At 48.9% G+C, this 6330-nt stretch carries 6 protein-coding genes; 3 read left to right on the top strand and 3 right to left on the bottom strand.

What is annotated here, in order from left to right:
- The 3 genes from NZ772_11690 to NZ772_11680 all read right to left on the bottom strand — a co-directional run.
- Positions 1-612: hypothetical protein (locus NZ772_11690; GenBank protein ID MCS6814208.1), on the bottom strand; the 612-nt coding region annotated here is incomplete at its 3' end.
- Between the two features lie 5 nt (positions 613-617).
- A complete protein-coding gene (locus NZ772_11685) occupies positions 618-1952 on the bottom strand; it encodes a DUF1822 family protein (GenBank protein ID MCS6814207.1) in 1335 nt (444 codons plus the stop codon).
- A complete protein-coding gene (locus NZ772_11680; GenBank protein ID MCS6814206.1) occupies positions 1949-3427 on the bottom strand; it encodes a hypothetical protein in 1479 nt (492 codons plus the stop codon). Before NZ772_11680 ends, NZ772_11685 begins: the two co-directional genes overlap by 4 nt.
- Positions 3428-3954: 527 nt before the next feature.
- On the opposite strand from NZ772_11680, the gene NZ772_11675 reads away from it, so the two are divergent.
- The 3 genes from NZ772_11675 to NZ772_11665 all read left to right on the top strand — a co-directional run.
- Complete coding sequence (locus NZ772_11675) at positions 3955-4458, top strand: hypothetical protein (protein ID MCS6814205.1); 504 nt, start codon at positions 3955-3957, stop codon at positions 4456-4458.
- A 321-nt stretch (positions 4459-4779) separates the two neighbouring features.
- Positions 4780-5757 (top strand): alpha-ketoacid dehydrogenase subunit beta, encoded by a 978-nt coding sequence (locus NZ772_11670; protein ID MCS6814204.1) that lies wholly within the window; start codon positions 4780-4782, stop codon positions 5755-5757.
- A gap of 186 nt (positions 5758-5943) precedes the next feature.
- The coding region (locus tag NZ772_11665) for a protein translocase subunit SecD (protein MCS6814203.1) at positions 5944-6330 on the top strand (387 nt) is incomplete at its 3' end.

The following is a 6330-nucleotide window of genomic DNA, read 5'->3' as shown; positions in this document are numbered from 1 at the left end:
TTGGAGGGCTTGCCAATGAGCCTGTAAGGATAGGTTAGTATCTTCACCTAAAATCACCAGAATCCTTGGCTTTCGGCGGTAGCTTGGGGAATAGGGTCGCAAGCGCCCTTGACTAGCAGTCCGAATTATCCGCAGCGGTAACTGGCTAGGATTAGGGGTCAGTTCCCAACGTTCCCAAGGCAATTTGGCCAGGTCAGGAGCATCGATCGTCAAAAACACCTCAATCAACTGGGCAGAGCTATCCTTCAGAGCAGACGGGTTATTCACTAACTGATGTAGCAATCGATTACCCTCTTCCCAGATGCACTGTTGAATGTTGCGGGTTTCTCCTTCAGCCAACCAAGCTTGGAACGATCGCACCAACTCCTGTTCCGCTTGCATCAAGTCATGGGCCGGGTCACCTGTTCCTGGCTTCAAGCTGCCACTTTCCGCAACCCGTGGAGTTGTAAATTCGTAATAACGTAAATAGCGTTGTTGCCAGCGTTGGTAGCGTTGCTGAACTTCTCTGGAATAGGGCACATTAGCCGTAAGTTGCTGAGTTCTATTCTGCCATTGCAGCAGAAACAGGCAAGACTGATCAAGGTAATACCAGACCTGAAGTTCAAACATCATAGCAGCTACGCCAAGGTGAGTTGATAGGGAGCCAAGGTGAGGGGTGGACAGTTGATGTGGCAAATGGTCACTACAAAGGTATCACCTAGCTGGCCTTGGACTCTAGCAAACAGAAACGGATCGTCAAATTCAGCAATGGGTTCATGGAGGACACCGATCGCATTGCTGACTCGCAGTTTTAGGCCGTCGGGCAAGGTAGCATTCGTTTGCATTCCTAGAATGAACAGCACAGAAAACCTAGCTTGGTCATCAAGGGCAGCATTCTCAGATACCCGCCAAGTGAGAATACAGAGGCGCAGAGGAACATCCTGCCAATCTAAGTCTTGGTAGGCGCGAGTAGGTTGAGGTGGAATATCCATACTCTGATTTCGTAATTCTGCAATCGCCGCCTCAAAGCGATCAAGTGACAGCATTGGGGCAACCATAGCTGTTGTCGGTAGCAAAAACAATCCCAACTGGTTGGCCATGTCGTCAAGTTCTCCCTGCAACCATCGCCCCAGTCGCACTACCCTCTGCAACGCCAAGGTGAGTAACTCCAACAGACGTACATTGGGACTATCCTCAGTGTTTGGAGCTTGCTGCCATTGGTAACACAACCTTAGCAATTCCAGATTTTGTAACACTCGTTGCCCCTGCTCCCAAGACAACTGCTGCCATAGAGGGCAATTAGAGGATTTCAACCCTGCTAGCAATTGATACACATCAATAGGATGGTCGAGGGTCTGGTCAGCAGAGGTATCCATAGCAGATTCCGGTAGGATGATTGCTGCTGGATCTAGCACCTGTAAGTAAGTGAGAAGGTGATTCGGTTCTGGATCAAACCAGTGGAGGGGTAGAGAATAACTCCAATCTGGATGGGGAGAAAGGGTATGCGATCGTCGATAGGCATCTAGTTGGTCAAACCGAGCAAAGCCTTGAATCACCACCTGCTCCTCCTCTTCTTGCACCTCAATCACCACATAGAAGTGGGCTGTGAAAGTAGGTAATTCCAAAACAGCCCTGGGAATGTTGACCAGCTCATGCCACAGGTGCTCAGTAGCCAACAAGCAGAGGGAAAAATCTCCTACAATCAACTTACAAGCTGCTGGTATAACCGTAGCCACCTCTGGCTGCCAGAGAGAACAATGCTCTAGCTGAACAGAGAGATGGGGCGATCGCTCCCGCAGCCAAGTTGTAAACCCCATCAAAGCCAGACCCTGGAGATAGGTTTGCCATTGACATTCCTCCCCCAGTACGGCATCACTCAACTGTATTGCCTGCTGAATATCAGTTTGGGTCAGCGGTATAGGGTCAGGGGGAATGATCGGAAGGGGTGGGTATTCAAGGGTAGCGTAACTCATGCTAGGTTAACCTCCTGATAAGTTTGAATCTGGTGACGTAGTTGCTGAGCATAGAGACTATCGAAGGCTCGACCTTTCGTAGTCATCAGTTCTGCTGCTGCTGCCTGAAAAATTTCCTCATCCACAAAGCTTTCAATAGCAGTTTGCAAGTTATTGAGGTAATCTGGTTGGCTCTGAATTTGAACTAAATCAAGGTCTTCAACCAGCTTGACCAAGCTGTGGAAAAGCATCTCAACCGTATGCCGTCGTACTCGATTCAGCAACTCTGTCAACCCCAACACTCGACTAACCTGTATCTGATTGGTCATGCCTAACAGGGGTGCAATCTCCGTTTGGGATTTACCTTGACTGTAGATTAGCCATAATCCCTGTAGTATACAGTTGGCAAACTTGGCATACCGAGGCCGTCTCTGAATACTGGCCACATGCTCAGATAATCCCACGGTGATGGCTTGAGCTAACGATCGCACAAGTTGCTCATGGCAAAAGTCTTGAATTTCCTGTCGTTCGATCGCCATTACATTATTCTCAGCCCTAGGGTCAGGTAACTGACTCACTTGACCGGTTTCTGAATCCAGTTCATCGATTGAAATAGCTGGTGGTGCAACACCCCCCACCCACTGCTCTAGTTGCCGTAGACCCATAGCTAAGGTTTGCAACTTGTGGAGCAATGCCGCCCCCCTCAAGTTGATGCCAACTTGCTGTAAATACCCGCTCATCTCTTGGAGTTGGGCAGGGGTAGGGTCGGGACACTTGCCAGTTTGGTGTTGACGGCGGCGATCGCGGCGGTAGACCCGGTGAAAGGCGCTAATGAGTGCTCGATCGTGGGGAGAAAACCCCTCAAGTTGTCGATGACTAACCCGATTCAGCAAAGCCCAATTACTCAGGCGGCACAAGCCCTGTTTGGCAATGAAGTCTTTCAACTGACCTTGTTGCCTTACACAGTAATATGCCCAATTTTCTAGACTGGCCCTAGTTGCAGCAGGCCGATTCGGGTCATAGGTGCGTAAAATCTCAACGGAGACAATGGGGAAGGGCAGCGATCGCATCGTTCCGTCAGCATCTAACCCCAATTGCTGTTGATCATGGTGACGAAGCACAATCAAAGTTTTGCCATCATCATCTAGCACAAAGGGCAACAAATCGCGATAGGTGAAGTAGCTAGTGAAGAACCGGGCTAGACGCTGACAAGCATGAACAATGGCATAGGACACGTAGCACCGCAGGCATAAACCAGCAGTTGCTGCTTGGAAAGCATTCCATGGGGACTGGGTGCGAAATAGTTGATGCAAATATTGTTGGGTAGTGTAGTGCAGCAAGGACGATCGCCCAGGCATTTGCTTTAGACCCTCTGGGGCAAGACCCTGTACTTGAAAAAATTCCATCGCTAAGGGTAGTAACTGGCGCTTGTACCCTACCCCATCAGCAGCAGGATCAAGCCTCAAGATTTCCCAATATCGTGATAAAGGCACCATGATCAGAAGGCGGCAACTAGAGGATTTTAAGGGTAGATTTCACGTTCTAGGAATAGAACAAATAATTTGCAAATTAGGACACGCCCCCAATTTAACCTAAGTTGATTGGATTAATCAATCAAAGGTACTTGGAAGGGCTACGATCGCAGTTCACTGAGGATTACACATCATTTTTGCCCTCACCCTAAATTCCTCTTCCAAGTTAGTAGGCAAAGCAGGGGAATGATGTCTAGAGCAGAATCTTGCAAACACGACATGCTCCCTATTTTCCCCAGCCATGGACGATACAAAACCTATTGCCCATAGCATTCATCAATCTAAAAAGGGGAACTTAAAGGGGGACTTATTGATAACTATTGTTCCAAAACAGTCAATATTACCCCCTTGGGTACTGACCACAACTCTTGGCATTGCCACAATGAATTCAAGACAAACAAAGCAGGCCAAAGAAACACGAAATCAACGAGTTTTTCTGCATGTTTGTTTCCAATTAAGCCCATTTAATTCATTGATTTGAGGTACTAATTATGCCTGCACAAGCAACTGTTCTGCAAACAGATTCTGAACTGTACTCCCGCGAAATTCTTGGCCCCGCTTGGTTCGATATTTACAGCCTGCGCATAGAAGGGACTGCTGGTATGCCAGCTATGCCCGATCAAGTTGGTGCTACCCAGTCCAAATACATTGTTGCATCTAGCGAAACCGTTGTTGCCAGCCTAAAGTTGCGCTTCAACAAGTCTCCCCTAACAGCATTATTGATGTGCTTGGGGATTAGCCTAAAGGTGAATTTCCACTTTGAAGGCTTTGGCCCAGCTCCTGAAATTGACCTATCCACTGCTGTGACCACCACCAAGGACACGTATGACTACGAACTGTCCTTAGCGTTTACACCTGAGGCCCGGGGTCTAACTGATGGGTTGTATGAAATTGCTGCAACTGTTGAAGTTGGCCCTGGCTGCGACCCCTGTGCTCAGCACGTCTTTGGTCGTGGCTACATTCAGGAGTTCCTGCTGCAAGTATACTCAGGCTGAGCCGAGGTCATAGGTTGCACCTTCAGCGATAGACAGACCTTCAGGGATGGATAGAATCGGTAGGCTGCTCACAGCGCTGATTTAAACCAGCCCTGCACACTACAAGAACTGGTAGGCGATCGCGTCTGCCAGTTTTTTACTGTGCCTAGTAGCAAACCCTGCTGCCTATCAGTTACAGGCTTAGGCTAGTCCTAATGTCAGGGACTAGCAACCTGATTCTGGGTTCGATGACTTTCACAACTAGCTCAGCACGAATGCCGTAGAATTGAAGATTGCGTATTGACTTACGCATGAATTGTTGTGAAAGCGGACATAGCAGAAATGGCGGAAACCTTCTTGTTCAATGCCCTGCGAGAGGCGATCGACGAGGAAATGGCACGGGATCCCCGTGTGTTTGTGCTGGGTGAAGACGTGGGACATTACGGCGGATCCTATAAAGTAACCAAGGATCTATACAAAACCTACGGTGAGTTACGGGTCTTGGATACCCCGATCGCAGAAAACAGCTTCACGGGCATGGCCGTAGGAGCAGCCATGACAGGTCTGCGCCCCATCATCGAGGGCATGAATATGGGTTTCTTGCTCTTAGCCTTTAACCAAATTGCTAATAATGCTGGTATGTTGCGCTACACATCGGGGGGCAACTTCAAAATTCCCATGGTCATTCGAGGGCCAGGTGGCGTTGGCCGACAACTAGGGGCAGAGCACTCCCAGCGGTTAGAGGCTTATTTTCAAGCAGTACCGGGGCTAAAAATTGTTGCTTGCTCCACACCCTACAATGCCAAGGGCCTTCTGAAGTCTGCTATCCGCGATGACAATCCAGTATTGTTTTTCGAGCATGTATTGCTCTATAACCTCAAGGAAACCTTGCCCACTGAAGAGTACTTACTGCCGCTAGACAAAGCTGAGGTGGTGCGCCCAGGTAAAGATGTAACAATTTTAACGTACTCTCGGATGCGTCACCATGTTCTTCAAGCTACAAAAACCTTGGTGCAGCAAGGCTACGACCCAGAGGTAATTGACTTAATTTCTCTCAAGCCACTAGATCTTGATACAATTGGAACTTCCCTTCGCAAAACCCACCGGGTTATCGTCGTGGAAGAATGTATGAAAACAGGAGGCATCGGTGCTGAGGTGATTGCGTCTATCAACGATCGCCTATTTGACGAGTTAGACGCACCTGTAGTACGCCTCTCATCTCAGGACATTCCCACACCCTACAACGGCGTACTGGAAAATTTGACGATCGTTCAACCCCCGCAAATTGTAGAGGCTGTGCAGGCAATGCTGGGGAAATAAAGCCTGCTAAGGCCCCCTTAGTAGGCGTGCCAATGAAGAGCAATATCACATCACTTGACTGAGTTATGATCACCTTGATGACCGTTGTGAGATCCTGTTGGTGAGATCCAATCACTCCTGGTATGGCTTGGCTTTGTTAGCCCTAGATTCACCCGTTTCACCTTTGATTCTCTACCCTTTACACCCATGCAACGACAACGCTCCATCCTAGTTTTGATTATCGTGCTCGTCATTGCTGCCGTGTTTGTCTTAGCAAATGTCCCCCTCCGGTTGGGGTTAGACTTGCAAGGGGGTTCCCAACTGACTATTCAGGTGAAACAGCCCGAAGATGGTCAACCGCAAGTGATTAAGCCCGGTGATTTAGAAGACTTGCGCGTAGTCATTGAACGTCGGGTGAATGGGTTAGGGGTATCAGAGGCGATCGTGCAGACCGCGGGCAACAATCAATTGCTAGTGCAACTACCTGGCGTAAATGACCCCAAGGAAGCGGAACGAGTGTTAGGAGGCACCGCAAAGCTAGAGTTTCGCCAAGAAACCTCTAACCCTGAAGTGGTGGCAGAGTTTCAAGTCCGG

It is taken from the genome of Cyanobacteriota bacterium (genome assembly GCA_025054735.1).
Classification (GTDB): domain Bacteria; phylum Cyanobacteriota; class Cyanobacteriia; order SKYG9; family SKYG9; genus SKYG9.
The sequence above is the reverse complement of the archived record's forward strand: the minus strand, read 5'-3'. Positions and strand labels throughout refer to the sequence as shown.

Coding starts and splice junctions, on each gene's coding strand:
- NZ772_11680 (MCS6814206.1), bottom strand. CDS start 3,427: ATGGTGCCTTTATCACGATATTGGGAAATCTTGAGGCTTGATCCTGCT.
- NZ772_11675 (MCS6814205.1), top strand. CDS start 3,955: ATGCCTGCACAAGCAACTGTTCTGCAAACAGATTCTGAACTGTACTCC.
- NZ772_11670 (MCS6814204.1), top strand. CDS start 4,780: ATGGCGGAAACCTTCTTGTTCAATGCCCTGCGAGAGGCGATCGACGAG.
- NZ772_11685 (MCS6814207.1), bottom strand. CDS start 1,952: ATGAGTTACGCTACCCTTGAATACCCACCCCTTCCGATCATTCCCCCT.